The sequence below is a fragment of the Olsenella sp. An270 genome (assembly GCF_002159735.1).
Classification (GTDB): domain Bacteria; phylum Actinomycetota; class Coriobacteriia; order Coriobacteriales; family Atopobiaceae; genus Thermophilibacter.
This window is the reverse complement of sequence record NZ_NFJF01000005.1, coordinates 69,195-85,934: the sequence shown is the minus strand read 5'-3', so window position 1 is coordinate 85,934 and position 16,740 is coordinate 69,195. Positions and strand designations below refer to the sequence as shown.

The 16,740-nt window shown below is 69.2% G+C and carries 14 protein-coding genes; 8 read left to right on the top strand and 6 right to left on the bottom strand.

Annotation, left to right across the window (positions count from 1 at the left end; genetic code table 11):
• Window positions 1-8: 8 nt before the first annotated feature.
• The 4 genes from epsC to B5F73_RS06685 form a co-directional block, all read right to left on the bottom strand.
• Window positions 9-623 (bottom strand): serine O-acetyltransferase EpsC, encoded by a 615-nt coding sequence (epsC, locus tag B5F73_RS06700; protein WP_239379826.1) that lies wholly within the window; start codon window positions 621-623, stop codon window positions 9-11.
• The gene (gene cysK, locus B5F73_RS06695; protein WP_087227482.1) at window positions 623-1,534 is read right to left on the bottom strand and encodes a cysteine synthase A; all 912 of its coding nucleotides are present in this window, start codon (window positions 1,532-1,534) and stop codon (window positions 623-625) included. The genes epsC and cysK overlap by 1 nt, the downstream gene beginning before the upstream one ends.
• A 130-nt stretch (window positions 1,535-1,664) precedes the next feature.
• Window positions 1,665-2,099, bottom strand: coding sequence for an aminoacyl-tRNA hydrolase (gene pth2, locus B5F73_RS06690; protein ID WP_087227481.1), 435 nt, complete (start codon window positions 2,097-2,099; stop codon window positions 1,665-1,667).
• 11 nt (window positions 2,100-2,110) lie between these two features.
• Complete coding sequence (locus B5F73_RS06685; RefSeq protein WP_087227480.1) at window positions 2,111-3,289, bottom strand: cation diffusion facilitator family transporter; 1,179 nt, start codon at window positions 3,287-3,289, stop codon at window positions 2,111-2,113.
• A 164-nt stretch (window positions 3,290-3,453) separates the two neighbouring features.
• Between B5F73_RS06685 and B5F73_RS06680 the strand changes: the two genes are divergently transcribed.
• From B5F73_RS06680 to B5F73_RS06660, 5 genes are all read left to right on the top strand, one after another.
• A complete protein-coding gene (locus B5F73_RS06680; protein ID WP_087227479.1) occupies window positions 3,454-3,945 on the top strand; it encodes a prepilin peptidase in 492 nt (163 codons plus the stop codon).
• A 215-nt stretch (window positions 3,946-4,160) separates the two neighbouring features.
• Window positions 4,161-5,015, top strand: a complete 855-nt coding sequence (locus tag B5F73_RS06675) for an HAD family hydrolase (protein ID WP_158094778.1) — start codon at window positions 4,161-4,163, stop codon at window positions 5,013-5,015.
• Window positions 5,016-5,042: 27 nt separating this feature from the next.
• On the top strand, window positions 5,043-5,912 hold the full coding sequence (locus tag B5F73_RS06670; RefSeq protein ID WP_087227477.1) for a methylenetetrahydrofolate reductase: 870 nt from the start codon (window positions 5,043-5,045) through the stop codon (window positions 5,910-5,912).
• Window positions 5,913-5,915: 3 nt separating this feature from the next.
• The gene (locus tag B5F73_RS06665; protein WP_087227476.1) at window positions 5,916-6,635 is read left to right on the top strand and encodes a vitamin B12 dependent-methionine synthase activation domain-containing protein; all 720 of its coding nucleotides are present in this window, start codon (window positions 5,916-5,918) and stop codon (window positions 6,633-6,635) included.
• Between the two features lie 287 nt (window positions 6,636-6,922).
• Window positions 6,923-9,355: a homocysteine S-methyltransferase family protein gene (locus B5F73_RS06660; protein WP_087227475.1), complete on the top strand. Its 2,433-nt coding sequence runs from the start codon at window positions 6,923-6,925 to the stop codon at window positions 9,353-9,355.
• 57 nt (window positions 9,356-9,412) lie between these two features.
• Here the strand turns inward: B5F73_RS06660 and B5F73_RS06655 are convergent, their stop codons facing one another.
• Entirely contained in the window at window positions 9,413-9,988 is a 576-nt protein-coding gene (locus B5F73_RS06655) for a hypothetical protein (protein WP_087227474.1), read from the bottom strand.
• A 257-nt stretch (window positions 9,989-10,245) separates the two neighbouring features.
• On the opposite strand from B5F73_RS06655, the gene B5F73_RS06650 reads away from it, so the two are divergent.
• Both B5F73_RS06650 and B5F73_RS06645 read left to right on the top strand, forming a co-directional pair.
• The gene (locus tag B5F73_RS06650) at window positions 10,246-12,072 is read left to right on the top strand and encodes an NAD(P)-binding protein (protein WP_087227473.1); all 1,827 of its coding nucleotides are present in this window, start codon (window positions 10,246-10,248) and stop codon (window positions 12,070-12,072) included.
• Window positions 12,066-13,790: an NADH-dependent [FeFe] hydrogenase, group A6 gene (locus tag B5F73_RS06645; protein ID WP_087227472.1), complete on the top strand. Its 1,725-nt coding sequence runs from the start codon at window positions 12,066-12,068 to the stop codon at window positions 13,788-13,790. The genes B5F73_RS06650 and B5F73_RS06645 overlap by 7 nt, the downstream gene beginning before the upstream one ends.
• 72 nt (window positions 13,791-13,862) lie before the next feature.
• On the opposite strand, the gene B5F73_RS06640 is transcribed toward B5F73_RS06645, so the two are convergent.
• A complete protein-coding gene (locus B5F73_RS06640; RefSeq protein ID WP_087227471.1) occupies window positions 13,863-16,247 on the bottom strand; it encodes a DEAD/DEAH box helicase in 2,385 nt (794 codons plus the stop codon).
• A 117-nt stretch (window positions 16,248-16,364) separates the two neighbouring features.
• Here B5F73_RS06640 and B5F73_RS06635 point away from each other — a divergent pair, with 117 nt between their 5' ends.
• Window positions 16,365-16,739, top strand: coding sequence for a hypothetical protein (locus B5F73_RS06635; protein ID WP_087227470.1), 375 nt, complete (start codon window positions 16,365-16,367; stop codon window positions 16,737-16,739).
• Window position 16,740 lies beyond the last annotated feature (1 nt).

Below are 16,740 nucleotides of genomic sequence, written 5' to 3'. Positions count from 1 at the left end.
CGCGGGGCCTACGCCTCCATGACCCAGCTCTTGCCAAAGTCGTCGGTGACGCGGACCATGTCGCTCACGAGCGGGCAGACGTGCGTGCGCACCACGCGGGCCGGGTTGCCCACGACGGTGGTGTCGGCGGGCACGTCGTCGACGACGACCGAGCCGGCGCCGATGTAGGCCCCGTCGCCGACGGTGATGGCGCCGAGCAGGATGGAGCCGGCGCCCACGAGCACGCCGTTGCCGAGCGTGGGGTGGCGCTTGCCGCCGTGCTTGCCGGTCATGCCGAGGGTGGCGTTCTGGTACATGAGGCAGTCGTCGCCGATGATCGCGGTCCCGCCCACGACCACGCCGATCCCGTGGTCGACGGTGAAGCGCCGGCCGATCTTCGCGGCGGGGTGGATGTCGGCCCCGTACCTGATGCGGGAGCGCTTGGCGAGCCACAGGGCGAGCGTGCGGTGACCGCGCGCGTAGAGCCAGTGCTGGCGGCGGTAGGCCCGCACGATGCGAAAGCCCACCGAGAAGCGCGTGACGTCGGAGACCGACCCGGCGGAGGGGTCGCGCGCGAAGGCGGCCTCCGCGTCCTCGCGGATGAGGGCGCGGAGCTCGGACCAGCTGATCTTCTCGTCAGACATCATGCCTCCACGGAGAGGTAGCGCTCGCCGGTGTCGGGGAGCACGGCCACGATCGTCTTCCCGGCGCACTCCGGGCGCGCGGCGAGCGAGAGCGCGGCGCAGACGGCGGCGCCGGAGGAGATGCCCACGAGAAGCCCCAGCTCGCGCTCGAGGCGACGCCAGGTGGCGAGGGCGTCCGCCGAGCTCACGGGCATGATCTCGTCCACGAGCGAGCGGTCGAAGTTGCCGGGCACGAAGTTGGCGCCGATGCCTTGGATCGCGTGCGGGCCGGCCGCGCCGCCGGCGAGCACCCGCGACTCGGCGGGCTCCACGGCGACGGCACGCACGGCGGGGTTCTTCTCCTTGAGGTAGCGCGCTGACCCGCAGAGCGTGCCGCCGGTTCCCACGCCGGCAACGAGCACGTCGACAGTGCCGTCGGTGTCTGCCCAGATCTCCGGGCCGGTGGTCTCGTAGTGGGCGCGCGGGTTGGCGGGGTTGTCAAACTGCCCGGCGATGATGGAGTTGGGCGTCGCGGCGGCCAGCTCCTCCGCGCGCGCGACCGCCCCGGCCATGCCCTCGGTACCCGGCGTGAGCTCGATCGTGGCGCCGTAGGCGGCCGCGAGGGCGCGCCGCTCCACGCTCATGGTGTCGGGCATCGTGAGGACGAGCCGATAGCCGCGCGCGGCGGCGACCATGGCGAGGCCCACTCCGGTGTTGCCGCTCGTGGGCTCGATGATGGTGCCGCCGGGGGAGAGGCGCCCGGTGCGCTCGGCGTCGTCGACCATCGCGCGGGCCACGCGGTCCTTGGCGGAGCCGCCGGGGTTGGCCGCCTCGAGCTTTCCGAGAACGCGGGCCGAGCCCCCGGCGAGCGACGAGAGGTCGACGAGGGGGGTGGACCCGATCAGGTCCTCGACGGTGTGTGCGACGCGCATGGTGCCTCCTTCTCCCGGGGCTCCAGCGTGCCACTCATAAACCCACCCTACAAGTAGGAATTACGTATCGGTAACATCCCAGGCGCCCATCCCTCGGAGGTTTGGGTTCGCGGGCGAGAAGGACCAGCGGCTAGTAGAGGGGCAGCTCGCCCGTCAGCGGGTCGATCTTCTCGGCCGGGAGCGGCTCGAAGGCGAGGCAGGTGTAGGTGGGCTCGCCGTGGAACTCGGTGTGACCCGCGTCACGCACCAGCGCCACGGCAAAGCCCAGCTCGCGGCCACGAGCGGCGAGGTCGAGCAGCTCCTCCTCGGAGTCCACGTACACGCAGACCTTGGCGACGCCCGCGTCGAACCAGTCGGTGAGCGGGGTGACGTCGTCCTCCGCGTGCTCGACCCACGCCCAGCCGTCGGTGGCGCGCAGGTCCGCCCCGCGCCCCTCGCGCACGAGCGCCATGAGGACCGCCTCGACGCAGGCGTGCCCGGCCTGCGCGGCGATCTTGCCCTTGCGCATCCGGAGGTCGCGCCTCATGACGATCATCTGCTTGGCGAGGTAGCTGCTGGAGGGCATGGGGGCTCCGATCACTGACGGGAGGAGATGTAGGAGTCGTCGATCGTTATCTTGCAGATCGCGCGCGGGTAGCGCTCGCGTACGAGGGAGGAGACGCGCTCGCGCAGCTCGCCGGTGGAGAGCTCGCAGCCGGCGGGGCGCACGCAGTCAAAGATCACGTTGGTGTGCGTGGGCCCGGGCACGCAGCGGAGGTCGTGGATCGAGAGGCGACCGTCGATCCCCTTCACCGCGAGGTCGATCCAGTGGCGCATGTCGCGGACTTCGGGGTCGTTGGTGACGATGGGGTCGTAGTGCAGCGTCATGACCAGGCCCTCGTCGTCCTTGAAGTCCTGCTCGATGTTGTCGAGGAGGTCGTGCTGCTCGAGGGGGTCGCCCTCGGCGGCCATCTCCACGTGGGCGCTCGCGAACTGCCTCCCGGGGCCGTAGTCGTGGACCATGAGGTCGTGGGTGCCCAGGACGCCGGGGTAGCTCATGATCTTCTCGCGGATGTGCTCGACGTAGGCGGGGTCGGGCACGCGACCCAAAAGCGGGCTCACGGCCTCGCGCACGAGCTCGACGCCGCTCCAGCAGATGAAGCCGCCCACGGCAAGTCCCGCCCAGCCGTCGAGGTCGAAGCCCGTGAGCTGGGAGACCACGGCGGAGGCGAGGACAGCGGCGGTGGAGATCACGTCGTTTCTCGAGTCCACGGCGGTGGCCTCGAGCGTGTCGGACGAGATTGTCCTCCCCAGGCGGCGGTTGAACGACGCCATCCACAGCTTCACCAGCATGGACCCCACGAGCACGACGACCACGGCAGGGCCGAACTCGGTGGGCTCGGGATGCGCGATCTTGTCGACGGAGGAGCCCAGCAGGTTGATGCCGATGGCGCATACCAGCACGGCCACCACGAGCCCGGCCAGATACTCAAAGCGACCGTGCCCGTAGGGGTGCTCCTCGTCGGCAGGGCGGCTCGCGAGCTTGAAGCCGAGCAGGCTTACCACGTTGCTCGAGGCGTCGGAGAGGTTGTTGACGGCGTCGGCCACGATGGAGACCGAGCCGGCGAGAAGACCCACCGCCCCTTTGCCCAGGCACAGAGCGACGTTGCAGACGATGCACGTGACGCTGGCGAGAAGGCCGTAGCGCGTGCGCACCGCCGGGTCGGCGGTGTCGTCCGCGTTTGGCACGAACGTTCTCACGAGCCAGCTGGTCATGCGCCCTCTCCCTCCGTCATTGGTCCGCGCCACAGTATACGCCGCCCGCCGCGGCGCTCGCGCGAGCGAGGGGCGCCGTCTCGCCGTCTCGTACAAACCCCCGAGAACCTAGAAGCGCCCTCGGCGCGGTCCGTCTAGAATCCCGGCAGACGAGAGGGGGCGGCATGGTGGGGGTCGTGGTGACGGTCGCGTGCGTCGGCGTGCTCGCAGCGTCGCTCGGCGTTGCCGCGGCGACCGACCTGAGGTGCAGGATCATTCCAAACGGGTGCTCGGCCGCCGCCGCGCTCTCGGGGCTGGTGCGCGCCGTCGTCGTTGCGCTCTGCGGAGGAGGCGTGCTTCCCCTCGCGCGGGTGCTGGCGGGAGGCACCGTCGTCCTCGCCGTCATGCTGGCCGCGTCGGCCCTGTCGTCTAGGCTCGGGCGAGGCCCGGGCGTGGGAGGGGGAGACGTCAAGCTCCTCTCCGCGGTCGGCGTCTGGGCCGGGCCGGTCGGCGGTCTGCTCGCGGTGGGGCTGTCGTGTCTGGTGGGGGTCATCGGATGGCTGGTCGTCGCGCCGCGGGCGCGCGGTCGTCCGCCGGCGATCCCGCTGGGCCCTGCCATAGCGGCGGCGTCCCTTGCCGTCGTGCTCGCGACCCCTCCCGTCGCCTCGACCCTCTGAGGTGCCGCCGGTACCGTCTGCGAGTTTCTGTGCTACGCTCTCGGCCGAGCGGGTTATACCTAGAGTGGCCGTGCGTCGAGCCCAGCGCCGACACGCGGCGTTTTCGGGCGCGACGGCCCCCGACCGTCGCGCCTGGGCCTTCCCGACGGCTGCGCGCGGGGATCGCCGGGTGCTCGAACCCGCATTCCCGCCGCAGCCGTCACAGAGGAGTCCCCGTGATCCGCCTTGTGCTCAGCGACCTCGACGCCACGCTCATCTGGCGCGACGACCACGTGATAACCCCCTTCGCCCTGGACGCCATCCGCACGCTGCGGGAGGCGGGCGTCCACTTTGCCCCCTGTACGGGACGCATCTACCGGGACCTGCCGCAGATGTTCGCGGGCGACGAGACGGCGTGCTCGACTGCCGTCACGAGCAACGGCCAGCTCGTCTACCTCGACGGCGAGCTCGTCGAGAAGGTCGAGCTCGACCATGACGAGCTCGTGCGCGTGGCGGCCGAGCTCGCCGGGGTAGACGACGCCTACCTCGTCGTCGAGTACGGCGGCGAAAAGGTCGCCGTGGGCGCGGACCTCGCCTACGTCCTGGCGCACCCCGACAACTTCTGGCGCGTGGAGACAGCAGTCCCCGTCGTCCCCGACGACCCCTGCTACAAGGCGAACGTCCGCGTCGTGGGCAGCTTCGGGCGCTGCCAGGAGGTCGCCGCCCTCCTGGGCTCCCGCCTCGCGGCGCTCGACTTCGTCTGCCCCATGCCCGGGACGCCCCACATCGACATCACGCCGCACGGCTTTGGGAAGGACCACGGCGGGGACTTCCTCATGGAGCGCCTGGGGCTCACGCCCGACGAGGTCTGCTGCTTCGGGGACGCCGAGAACGACCTCGCCGTGCTGCGCCACTACGAGAACTCCGTCGCCGTGGCCAACGCCGTGCCCGTCGTGCGCGAGTGCGCCCGTTACCACATCGGGCCCGCCGACGAGGAGTCGGTGGCGCGGGCCCTCCTCGACATCGCCGAGGCGACGTCCAGCGGTCGCATGCCCTCGTTCATGTGTGACAATGGGGACGGATTCGACTGACATCCGCGGCCGGGGAAAGGGGCCAGCATGAGGATCGCCGACAAGCTCGCCGAGCGCCAGACCTTCTCGTTCGAGATCTTCCCCCCGAAGGGGAACCTGCCCCTCGAGGAGGCATACGCCATCGCGAGCGAGATGGCCGCCGACCGCCCGGACTGGATCTCGGTCACCTACTCCGCGGGAGGGTCCGGCAACTCGGCAAACACCGTGCCCATCGCCGCCTCCATCGAGCGCGACCTCGGCGTCACCGCCCTCGCGCACCTCACGTGCCTGGGATCGGCGCGCGCGGACGTCGACGCCTACGTGGCGCAGCTCGCCCAGGCGGGCATCGAGAACGTGCTGGCCCTGCGCGGGGACCGTGCTCCGGGGCGCGAGCCGATCGACTTCGCGCACGCCTCCGACCTCATCGAGCATCTGCGCGCGTCGGGCGCCGACCTCTGCATCGGCGCGGCCTGCTACCCCGAGGGACACGTCGAGTCCCCCACGGAGGAGGAGAGCTTCGAGAGCCTCTACAAGAAGCAGGAGGCCGGTGCCGACTATCTGGTCTCGCAGCTCTTCTTTGACAACGAGGACTTCTATCGCTTCCGCGAGAAGTGCCTGCGCCACCGCGTGCGCCTTCCCATCGTCGCCGGCATCATGCCGTTCACGAGCGTGAAGCAGATCCAGCGCATGGCGTTCACCTGCGGCGCCTCCATCCCCGCCAAGGTCGTGAAGCGTCTCGTGCTCGCCGGGGACGACCCTGCCGACCAGGCACGCGCTGGCGTCGAGTACGCCTGCGAGCAGCTCTGCGACCTCGCCGCCAACGGCGTGGACGGCTGCCACGTCTACAGCATGAACAAGCCCTCCGTCGCCCATGCCGCCCGGGAGGCGCTCGTTGCCTGCGGCTATCTGGGGGCCTAGCGCGTGGAGGCCGTCCAGACCTATGACGTTCGCTCTCTGGACCGTGGCGAGGTCCTGCGCTACCTGGGCTATGCCGGTCAGACCCTCACCGAGGAGCTCGACGCCCGCATAGACGCGGGCATGGCACGCTGCCTGGAGGTGGCCCGCCCGCGTGCCTGCGTTCGCATCTTCGACGTGGCGGAAAGGGGCGAGCGGGACGGCGAGCCCGTCATCAGCCTTGCGGGTTGCGCTCTCGAGTTGTGGGGAAGCTCCATCGCCGCGCATCTCGACGGCGCCGTGGCGGCCGCCGTGCTCGCGGTGACGGCGGGCATGGGCGTGGAGGCCGAGCTCCGCCGGCTCTCGCTCACCGACCCCGTGGGCCAGCTGGTCCTTGACGCCGCCGGCTCTGCCCTCGTCGAGCGCGCGGCAGACGCCGCGGAGGCGAGCGTCGTGGCGGCCGCTGCGGACCGGGGCCTCTTCTGCTCCTCGCGCTTCTCACCCGGCTACGGCGACCTTCCGCTGGCGACGCAGGCTCCCCTGCTCGCCACGCTCGACGCGCAGCGGGCGCTGGGGATCACGCTCTCGGCGGACTACCTGATGTCACCCACCAAGAGCGTGACCGCCGTGGTGGGCCTTCTCACCGCGCCGCGCGAGGGCATCCGTGCCAGCTGCGCCGCCTGTCCCTGCTGCGACTTCTGCGTGCTGCGCGCGTCCGGGAGGACGTGCGGCGCTCCGCGTGCATAAAAGTCTTCCTCGTGCGGCATAACGACGCTTCCGGGACATAAAACGGCGACTCGTGTAGCACAGATTCCGGGAAAAATCTCAATCTAGTTTCTAGTATTATGTACTCAACTGGGCAAACTCTCTTACGCTACGTGAGCCACCCCTCAAATCACGCTACACGAGTCGACGTTTTATGCTCCGACAGGGCCGTTGTGCCGCACGCGCGGCCTTTTTATGCAAAGCGTTCTCCTGTGCGGCGCCCCGAGAGGGCTGCTAGCATGGAGCGCAGCGACGTGAAAGGAGCCCGCATGCCAGCCGCCCAGAAGGACCTGCTTGCCGCCGCCCTCGACGGCGACGCGTTTCTGCTCTTCGACGGCGCCATGGGCACGCAGCTCCAGGCGCGCGGGCTCGCCGCCGGGGAGCTGCCCGAGCTCCTGTGCCTCACGCACCCGGAGGTGGTGACGGACGTGCACGCCGCCTACGTCGCGGCCGGTGCCGACGTGGTGACCACCAACACCTTCGGCGCCAACGCGGCCAAGCTCGGTGACGCCGCCACGGTGGAGGAGGTCTTTGCGGCGGCCGTGTCCTGCGCCCGCGCCTCTGGCGCCCGCTACGTGGCGGCTGACCTGGGGCCGACGGGTCAGCTCCTTGCGCCCATGGGCCCGCTCGCCTTCGACGACGCCTACGAGCTCTTCGCCCGGCAGGTGCGTGCCGCAGAGGCGGCCGGGGCGGACCTCTTTGTCATAGAGACCATGTCGGACCTCGCGGAGGCCAAGGCGGCCCTGCTCGCCGCGCGTGAGAACTCGAGCCTCCCCGCCCTCGTCACGATGACCTTCGAGGAGGACGGACGCACCTTCCTGGGCACCACGCCGGAGGTCGCCGCCCTCACGCTGTCCTCGCTCGGCGCCGCGGCGGTGGGCATCAACTGCTCGCTCGGCCCCGCGGAGGTGGCCCCGCTCGTGGCGCGCATGGCCGACTGGGCCCGCTGCCCGCTCATGGTGCAGGCAAACGCCGGGCTGCCGCATGTCGAGGACGGCGTCACGGTCTATGACATAGGCCCCGATGAGTTTGCGACCGCAGTCGTCCCCATGCTGGAGTCGGGCGTCTCCATCCTCGGCGGCTGCTGCGGCACGACCCCGGAGCACATTGCCGCCGAGCGCGCGCTGCTCTCCGGCCGCGCCCCCGTCCGTCGCACCCTGCCCGACCGCTTCGCCGTCTGCGGCCCCCAGCGCGTGGCCTCGCTCGTTCCGGGCGAGGTGGGCGTCATCGGCGAGCGCATCAACCCCACGGGCAAGAAGAAGATGAAGGAGGCGCTGCGCAGCGGCAACCACGACCACGTGATCGCCGAGGCCATCGCCCAGGAGCGCGCGGGCGCCCAGATCCTGGACGTCAACGCCGGCCTGCCCGAGATTGACGAGCGTGCGGTCATGTGCCGCCTCGTCGACGAGCTCCTGGGCGTGACCACGCTGCCGCTGCAGATCGACGCCTCCGACCCCGCGGTCATCGAGGCCGCGGTGCGTCGCTATCCCGGCAAGGCGCTCGTCAACTCCGTGAACGGCAAGGCCGACTCGCTCGCCGCCGTGGTGCCGCTCGCCGCGCGCTACGGCTGCGCGCTCGTGGGCCTCACGCTCGACGAGGACGGCATCCCCGCCACCGCCGCCGGACGCCTGGCCGTGGCGCGCAAGATCGTGGCCGCCACGGACGCCGCCGGCATCCCGCGCGCCGACGTCGTCATCGACTGCCTCGCCATGGCGGCCTCGACCGACCAGACCGCCCCGCGCACCATCCTGGACGCGATTCGCCTGGTCAAGTCGGAGCTTCCCGGCGTTCGCACGGTTCTCGGCGTCTCCAACATCAGCTTTGGCCTGCCCTTCCGCCCGCTCGTCAACGCAACGTTTCTCGCGGCGGCCTTCGGCGCCGGCCTCGACCTCGCGATTATCAACCCCGGCGTGCGGCGCATGATGGACGTGGTGGACTCCTGGCGCGTGCTCTCCGGGGAGGACGAGGCGGCGCGCTTCTACGTGGAGCACTACGCGGGCCGCTCCGACGCGGTGCCGGCCGCAGCCCCGGGCGAGAAGGCTGCGCCGTCAGAGAAGGACACGGCGCTTCCGACCGACCCCGTCGAGCGCGCCCGCCGGCTCGTCCTCGACGGGCGCGGCGCCCCCATGGCCGACGCCATGCGCGAGGTCCTTCGCGACCACGACGCGATGTTCGCGATCAACGAGGTGCTGGTGCCCGCCCTCGACGAGGTGGGGCTGCGCTTCGAGGCGGGAACGTTCTTCCTGCCGCAGCTCATGGCCTCGGCTGAGGCGGCAAAGGCCGGCTTCGAAACGGTGCGCGAGGCCGCTGCGGGCCAGGCGGGCGCGTCGGCGGGCAAGGGTCCCGTGGTCGTGTGCACCGTGCGCGGCGACATCCACGACATCGGCAAGAACATCGTGCGCATGCTGCTCGAGAACTACGGCTTCGAGGTGATCGACCTCGGGCGCGACGTGGCGCCGGAGACCGTGGCCGACGTCGTGGTGGAGCGCCACGTGCGCCTGGTGGGCCTCTCGGCGCTCATGACCTCGACGGTACCGGCCATGGCCGAGACGATCGAGCTTCTGCGCGAGCGCGCCCCCTGGTGCAGGGTCGTCGTGGGCGGTGCCGTGCTCACGCCCGAGTACGCCCAGATGGTGGGTGCTGACTTCTACGCCAAGGACGCCACCGAGACCGCCCGCATCGCCGGCGAGGTCTTCGCATAGAGAAGGGGCGCCGGCCGCAGCCGACGCCCCAACTTCCCGTCCCCGCAGCTTGAGGCGTTAGACGAAGATGCTCTCGACCTCGCTCGCGGAGGTCTCGTCCAGCTCCCAGCCATCGTCACCGTTGGTGTAGGTGAGCTCGATGGTCTTCTCGCTCGGCTCGATGGCGTCGAGCAGGCCCATGATGTACTCGCCGGCCCAGGCGTTGACCGCATCGTCGTCGTTGACGTCGAGCTCGCCGGAGCTGATTGCCTCCATGATCGCGTCGTACATGGCGTCGGAGTCCGGGTTGGCGATCGGGCTTATGGACTTGGACATGACGGTGACGGTTGCCGTGGCGGTGTCGTCCTCGACGGTGACGCCGTCGATCGTGTAGTCAAAGCCGTCGAGCACCGAGGTGACGACCTCGCTCGGCTCGATCCCGTAGTCCTCGAGGCCCATGCCCTCCATCTGGGCGGCGAGCTCGTCGACCAGGGCGCCCTCCTGGCTCTTGAGCGCGTCGAAGTTGGTGGTGATGTCGGTGCGAATGGCCTCCTCGGGGTCTGTGCCCGAGCATCCCGCGAGCACGAGCCCGCCGACGAGGGCGAGCGAGGCGCACAGGGTGCAGGCGAGTGCCTTGAGGGTGAGCTTCTTCATGGACTGCTCCTTTGCTTGGGTGTTCCGTGCCACTAGATTCTCAGACTTCTTTCAGGTCGTGACAAGCGTTCGGCGGTCGGAGCAATCTTTCGCGCCGGTGGTGAGCGGAGATTGAGGCTCGTGCCGCTTGCCGAGCGGTCGTCCTTCTCGCCGAATGCCTCTGACGGGTGTCGCCTCATCGACGTAAAGTAAATCAACTATGTCGTGGCCGAGGGGGCCATGACATCCGTACCTCCATGAGTGCAAGGAGAGGGCCTATGGCAAGAATGCACGTCATGGAGCAGAGCGAGACCCAGGCGATCATGTCGAGCATGCACGAGATGCTCGAGAAGCGCCTCTCGGTCAGCTCGCTCGCTCCGTGCCCCGTCGAGTTCACGGCCTCGTACGTGGCCATGTGCGCGACGCAGAGCTGCGGCAAGTGCACGCCGTGCAGGAACGGCCTACGCATGCTGCGCCACCTGTTCAACGACGTCCTGAACAACCGCGCCACGCTCGAGACGCTCGACCTCATCGAGTCCACCGCCCGCACGGTGTACCTGTCGAGCGACTGCGCGATCGGCTACGAGGCCGGCGAGGTGGCCCTCATGGCCATCCGCGGCTTCCGCGACGACTTCGAGCACCACGTGACCAAGCACGCCTGCGGCTTCTCGCAGCACCAGACGGTGCCGTGCGTCTCCGGCTGCCCGGCCGGCGTGGACATCCCCGGCTACATCGCGCTCGTCGAGGCCGGTCGCTACACCGAGGCCGTGCGCCTCATCCGCAAGGACAACCCGCTGCCGCTGGTCTGCGGCCTCGTCTGCGAGCACCCCTGCGAGATGCACTGCCGCCGCGGCATGGTGGACGACCCGATGAACATCCGCGGCCTCAAGCGCTATGCCGTGGACCACGCGGGAGACTACCGCCCCGTCATCAAGCCCGCCACGGGCAAGCGCGTCGCCGTGATCGGCGGTGGCCCGGCTGGCATCAGCTGTGCGTACTACCTCACGCTCATGGGCCACAAGGTCAAGATCTTCGAGCAGCGCGCCCACCTCGGCGGCATGCTCCGCTACGGCATCCCCAACTACCGCCTGCCGCGCGAGCAGCTCGACTCCGAGATTCAGTGGATCCTCGACTGCGGCATCGACGTCGAGCTCAACCACAGCGTCGACGGCGACGAGATGACCCGCCTGCGCTCCGAGTACGACGCGGTCTACCTGGCCATCGGCGCGCACGCGGACAAGAAGCTCGGCCTGCCGGGCGAGGACGCCGAGGGCGTCATGTCCGCCGTCCAGCTCCTGCGCGACATGGGAGACAACAACCCGCCCGACTTCAAGGGCCTCACGGTCGCCGTCGTCGGCGGCGGCAACGTGGCCATGGACGTGGCCCGCACCTCCGTGCGCCTGGGCGCCGAGAAGGTCATCATCGCGTACCGTCGCCGCGTGGCCGACATGACGGCCCAGGACGAGGAGATCGCCGGTGCCGAGGCCGAGGGCTGTGAGGTCATGGACCTGCACGCGCCCAAGGAGGTCGTCGTCGACGAGAGCGGCCACGTGGCCGGCCTCAAGGTCGAGCCGCAGATCATCGGCGGCCTCAAGCGCGGCCGTCCCGCGCCGCGCGCGGCCGAGGGCGGCGACGTCGTGGTGCCGTGCGACCGCGTGATCGTGGCAATTGGCCAGGACATCGACTCCGCTACCTTCGAGGAGCAGGGCGTGCCCTGCAAGTGGGGTCGCATCGTCACCGACCCGGACGGCGCCGTGCCCGGCCAGGACGGTCTCTTCTCCGGCGGCGACTGCCAGAGCGGCCCGGCCACCGTCATCCGCGCGATCAACGCGGGCAAGGTCGCAGCCGGCAACATCGACAACTACCTCGGCTTCAACCACAAGATCGAGCTCGACGTGGAGCTGCCGCCCGTGCAGTTCAAGGGCAAGATCTCCTGCGCGCGCTGCGAGATGCGCGAGCGCGAGGCGTCCGAGCGCATCAACGACTTCGACATCGTCGAGAACGGCCTCACCGACCAGGAGGCGCACCAGGAGGCCTCGCGCTGCCTGCGCTGCGACCACTTCGGCTTCGGCGCGTTCCGCGGAGGGAGGATCGAGCAGTGGTAAACCTCACTATCGACGGCCGCGCCGTCACCGTGGAGGAGGGCACCTCCATCCTCGACGCCGCCGCAACCGTGGGCATCAAGATCCCCACGCTGTGCTACCTCAAGGACCTCAACGAGATCGGTGCCTGCCGCATCTGCGTGGTTGAGATCGAGGGCATCGACCAGCTCGTGGCCGCGTGCAACAACACGGTGCTCGAGGGCATGGTCGTGCACACCAACAGCCCCAAGGTGCGCGTGGCGCGCCGCATGAACATGGAGCTTCTGCTCGCCACCCACGACTCCGAGTGCACGAGCTGCGTGCGCTCCGGCAACTGCACCCTGCAGACGCTTGCCAACGACCTGGGCATCTCGGACCTGCCGTACGAGAAGCGCCTCATGCACGACGGATGGGACAAGTCCTTCCCGCTCATCCGCAACAACGACAAGTGCATCAACTGCCTGCGCTGCATCCAGGTGTGCGAGAAGATCCAGGGCCTCGGCGTCTGGGACCTCGCCAACCGCGCGACGCACACGAGCGTCAACGTCCGCGGCGGCATGACGATCCAGGAGTCCGACTGCACGCTCTGCGGCCAGTGCATCACGCACTGCCCGACGGGCGCCCTGCGCGAGCGCGACGACACCCAGAGGGTCTTCGACGCGCTGGCCGACCCCGAGAAGGTCGTCGTGGTCCAGATCGCGCCGGCCGTGCGTGCCGCCTGGGGCGAGAGCCTCGGCCTCGCGCGCGAGGATGCCACCGTCGGCCGCCTCGTGGCCGCGCTGCGCCAGATGGGCGTCGACTACGTCTTTGACACGAACTTCTCGGCCGACCTCACCATCATGGAGGAGGGCACCGAGCTCCTTCACAAGCTCGCCCACAAGGAGGAGAACAAGTTCCCGATGTTCACCTCCTGCTGCCCGGGCTGGGTGCGCTACGTCAAGGCCGTGCGCCCCGAGTTCACCGACCAGCTCTCCACGTCCAAGTCGCCGGGCCAGATGTTCGGCGCCGTGACCAAGAGCTACTTCGCCGAGCTCAAGGGCATCGACCCGCACAACATCTTCTGCGTGGAGGTCATGCCGTGCACCGCCAAGAAGGCCGAGGTCGCCATTCCCGTCATGAACGACGCCTGCGGTGACCCCGACGTCGACGTCTCCATCACCACGCGCGAGGTCGACCGCATGATCCGTGCCGAGCACATCGACGCCGCGATGCTGCCAGAGGAGGACTTCGACGACCCGCTGGGCACCTCCACGGGTGCGGCCGTCATCTTTGGTGCGACCGGCGGCGTCATGGAGGCCGCGCTGCGCACCGCCTACCACGTGGTCACCGGCAAGACGCCCGAGCCCGACGCCTTCTCCGACGTTCGCGGCCTGGACGCCTGGAAGGAGGCCACCTACGACCTGGCGGGCACCCCGGTGCGCGTTGCCGTGGTGAGCGGGCTGGCCAACGCGGGCTACCTGCTCGACGCCATCGCGGCGGGCGAGGTCGAGTACGACTTCGTCGAGGTCATGGCCTGCCCCGGCGGCTGCGCGGGCGGCGGCGGCCAGCCCATCCACGACGGCGAGGAGCTCGCCGGTGTGCGCGGCGACGTCCTCTGGGGCCTCGATCACAACGCCGAGCTGCGCAACTCCTACGAGAACCCGTCGATCACGGCAATCTACGAGGACTACCTGGGCGAGCCGCTCTCCGAGCGCGCCGAGGAGCTGCTCCACACCGATCACCACGCCTGGAGCATCCACTGATTCAAAAGGGGACAGTCTCCGTTTGAATCATTTGGGCCCGAGCCGTCACCCCCCCCACGGCTCGGGCCCTTTCTACCAGGCGGCGACGCTCTCGCGCATGCCCTCGACGTCGAGCACGCCGCAGGCGAAGCCCTTGCGGACCAGGCTCTCGGGCACGAGCTCGTCGTACTTCTCGAAGTAGGGGACCTCTGCCGGGTAGAGGAGCTCCATCGGGTCCGTGAGGCGCTCCGCCGCGTCCTTGACCACCGAGAGGAACGTCTGCTCGTCGGCTGCCATGACAAAGGTCATGAAGTACGGACGCGACGAGTTGACGCCCTTGATGCCCAGCTCCGCGGCGCACTTGATCTTGATCAGGCGCTCCAGGGCGAGAAACGCGTAGGTCCCCAGCCACGGCAGCAGGCACCACATGGTCTGCTCCTTGTCGTTCTCGCCGAGGCAGACGAGCGGGCCGGCCGTGAGTCGGGAGTTGCGCGCCACACGACGGGCCTCGCGCAGGCGGGCGCGGGCGTGGTCGCGCAGGTAGGGGTAGGGCGTGCTCTCCTCCAGTACGCGACGCATGCGCTCGAGGATGCGCGTGTTAATGTCTCCCGCCACGTCGCCAAAATACGCCGGGACCCTGCCCTTGACCTGCGTGACGTAGAGCAGGTGCCGCTCGTGGTCCACCTCGTCCACGATCCAGACGTGCCCCGCTATGGCGACCTTCTCGCCGGGCGGGGGCGGTGCGCAGAGCGTGCCGATCTCCTCGGAACCCGAGCGCACGGTGTACTCCACGTTCTCCTGGAAGACCGCGAAGAACTTGTAGGAGCTCGTGACGCGCTCGCCGGCGAGGCCGACGATGAGGCCGCCGCCCTCGGTCTGCTCGACGAAGTCGTTGCGAATCAGGTGGCGCAGGAGCTCGCGGAAGTCGTCAGTCGTCACGCGATGGAAGTAGGTGAGCGTGAGCACGCGGCTCGCGAGCTGGGCGGGGGAGAGCTCCCCCTCGCCGGCGAGCGTGGCGAGCGTCTGGTGGCAGAGCAGGCTGTAGGGAAGGCGGTTCAGGTTGGGCGGCTCGACCCAGCGCTCCTCGCGGTAGAGCTGGACGAGCGCGATACCCTGGAGCAGCTTCCAGGGGATGGTCTCCGGCAGGAGCGTGCGGGCCTCCGGCTGCTCCTCGCGCATGACGAACCACATCTCGGGCGGGGCCTCGCGGCGTCCCGTACGGCCCATGCGCTGGAGGAACCCGGAGACGGTGAACGGCGCGTCGATTTGGAACGCCCGCTCGAGACGGCCCACGTCGATGCCCAGCTCGAGCGTGGCGGTGGCCACGATCGAGAGGTCCGAGGCGTCGTCGCGCATCTGCTCCTCGGCGCTCTCGCGGATGGCGGCCGAGAGGTTGCCGTGATGGATGAGGAAGCGGTCCGGCTCCCCGTTGAACTCGCAGTAGGCGCGCAGCGTCGTGCAGACCTCCTCCGCCTCCTCGCGCGAGTTGCTAAAAATCAAACATTTTCTACCACGAGTGTGCTCGAAGATGTACCCGATGTCAGGGTCGGCGTTCGCGGGCGCCAGGTCCGTGGGGGCTTCGGGAGGGCCGGGGCTTATCGCCGTGCTCAAACAGTCCTGCTCGCACGGACGAGCCACCGGCTCGTCCGGCTCGTGCGGAACTGCGCGCGGCAATAAGCCCCGGCCCTCTGGCGAGGCATCCTCGGGCTCCAGTGCGATGACGTCAACCTCGGTGCTTCCGTCTGCCGTCTGGAGCTCGGACTCGTCGGCCTGCGGGCCGCTCTGGTAGAAGTGCTCCATCGAGAGGCGCCAGGTGCGCGGGGGCTCCTCGATGCGGGGGACGACCGTGTTGCGCCCGGTGCCGGCGGCGAGGAACGCGCCCACGGTCTCGGGGTCGCCGATCGTGGCGGAGAGGCCGATGCGCCGCGGCTGCACGCCCGCTATTCTCGCCAGACGCTCGATGAGACAGAGGCACTGCCCACCTCGGTCCTGTCGCAGCAGCGAGTGGACCTCGTCGATAACGACGTAGCGCAGGTCGTAGAAGAGCTTGGAGACCACAGCATGGCGGCGCATGAGCAGCGCCTCGAGAGATTCGGGCGTGATTTGCAGGATGCCGGAGGGGCGCTTCACGAGTCGTGCCTTGTGCGAGGCGGAGACGTCCCCGTGCCAGTGCCAGACGTCGATCCCGGCCTCCTCGCAGAGGTCGGTGAGGCGGTAGAACTGGTCGTTGATGAGTGCCTTGGTGGGGCCGATGTAGAGGGCGCCCACGGATGCGGGCGGGTCCTCCCAGAACTCGGTCAGGATGGGGAAGAAGGCGGCCTCGGTCTTGCCTGAGGCGGTGGAGGCGCAGAGAAGCACGTGGTCATCTGTGTCAAAGATCGCCTCGCCGGCGGCCACCTGGACGCCGCGCAGGTTCTCCCACTCGTGCGCGTAGATGAAGTCCTGCACGAACGGCGCGTATCGGTCAAAGACGCCCATGACGACCTCCCCTCGGTGACAGTCAGTATACGAACAAGTGTTTCTGATTGCAAGGAGAAGACCTAGCCACTGCTAGCAGAAGATGCTAGCATATGCTTTACATTGGAAAGGAGACCAATGGACACCACGCTCGCGCAGATCAATGCACGCATAGATGCGAACCTCAAGGTCTCGGGAGATGCGGCCCTTGCCGAGGCGGGGCTCACGCCCACGAAGGCCATTCGTGCGATGTGGGGGCGTTTTTCCAGCCTGGCGGACCAACCCGAGAAGATCAGGGAGCTCGTGTCAGGCCAGCAGGCAGAGTCGTCTTCCGCGGCGCGTGTCGAGCGGGATCGCAAGCTCGCGCTGGCACGAGAGGGAAGTCAGATAGTAGCGCGCTCGCTGGCCTCTCGGGGCATATCGGTGCCCGAGGACCTTGAGGAGCTCTCCTATGACGAGCTCAGAGAGCAGGTCCTGCTCGAGCGTCTTCGTGAGAGGGGGCTGGATTCGTGAG